The 1,043-nt window shown below is 72.3% G+C and carries 2 protein-coding genes and 1 pseudogene; 1 reads left to right on the forward strand and 2 read right to left on the reverse strand.

Annotation, left to right across the window (positions count from 1 at the left end; all coding sequences use genetic code 11):
- Together STRAU_RS31605 and STRAU_RS31610 are read right to left on the reverse strand one after the other, a co-directional pair.
- Positions 1-183, reverse strand: a pseudogene (locus STRAU_RS31605) (hypothetical protein); the annotation flags it as partial.
- Positions 184-349: 166 nt separating this feature from the next.
- Entirely contained in the window at positions 350-718 is a 369-nt protein-coding gene (locus STRAU_RS31610; protein ID WP_016644482.1) for a hypothetical protein, read from the reverse strand.
- 77 nt (positions 719-795) lie between these two features.
- On the opposite strand from STRAU_RS31610, the gene STRAU_RS31615 reads away from it, so the two are divergent.
- Positions 796-1,026 carry a DUF2277 domain-containing protein gene (locus STRAU_RS31615; RefSeq protein ID WP_016644483.1) on the forward strand — a complete coding sequence of 77 codons (231 nt, stop codon included), beginning with the start codon at positions 796-798 and terminating at the stop codon, positions 1,024-1,026.
- The last annotated feature ends 17 nt before the right edge of the window (positions 1,027-1,043 follow it).

A 1,043-nucleotide genomic window follows, 5' to 3' on the forward strand; every position in this document is an offset into this window, starting at 1 on the left:
CGCGCCACCGGCGCCGCCCGCCCCGGCCGAGGCCCCGCCGCCCGCGGGGCCGTGCCGTGCCGGGCCACCGTCGTGGCGGCGGACCAGGAAATAGACGAGTGCCGCGGCGGCGAACCACAGCAGGGGTTGCTTGAAGCCCAGGGCGACCAGGATCGCCAACAAGGCAATGACGAATACGTTCATGGCTGAACCTCCGCACGCTGGACGCGGGGGCCGGATTCGGTGGATGGGGCCGCGCGCGGGCGCGGAGCGGGGGCGGCTCCGGAGCGCGGGCCTGGCGTCGCGGGGTCGTACGAGGGCTCGTTCGCCCCTCGTACGGAGAGGAGTCAACGCCCGCCGCCACCGCCTGTCAATGCTCCGGGGAGGAGGTCGCGGGCGGGGTCTCGTGCGCGTGCTTGAGCCTCATCCGGGTATCCACCACGTCCGGGCCCGAAACCTGCTCCCAGAAGCGGTGGCAGGTCACGAAGACCGCCAGCTCCCGCTCTCGCGCGCGCAGCTTCTCGACCTCCGCCTGTTCGTCGGGCGTCCAGCCCGGGGAGGCCGGGCGCTCCACCTTGCGCCAGCCGTTGTCGTCGCTGAAGCCGTCGAGGGGCTCGACGGACCAGGGCAGCCGCTTCAGGAGCCTGTGCAGTTCGGATCTGACCTGGTGCAGCTCCTCCTGTCCTGCGAGGAGGTCGCTCGGGAACTCATACGCGGGGGTCGCGGGGGTTGCTGGCACGGCCGCAATGATACTCCTGTTCGAATTTGTTGTGCGAGTGGCTCGACGGGTGAGTCCCGCTGCGCGAGGCTGTACGTATGTGCCGCAGCATCAAGACCCTTCGCCCGCCCGTCATCCCCGAGAAGGCGTCCGAGGACGAGATTCGGGCCGCCGCGCTTCAGTACGTGCGCAAGGTCTCCGGGTTCCGGGCCCCGGCCGCCCACAACCGCGAGGTCTTCGACCGCGCCGTCGACGCCGTCGCCGCGGCCACGGCGTCCCTCCTGGACGACCTCCAGGTGAGGGGCGCTCGCGCGGCGTCCGGCGGGTAGCCCTCGCGGGGCGCCCC

This window comes from Streptomyces aurantiacus JA 4570 (genome assembly GCF_000414115.1).
Lineage (GTDB): Bacteria > Actinomycetota > Actinomycetes > Streptomycetales > Streptomycetaceae > Streptomyces > Streptomyces aurantiacus_A.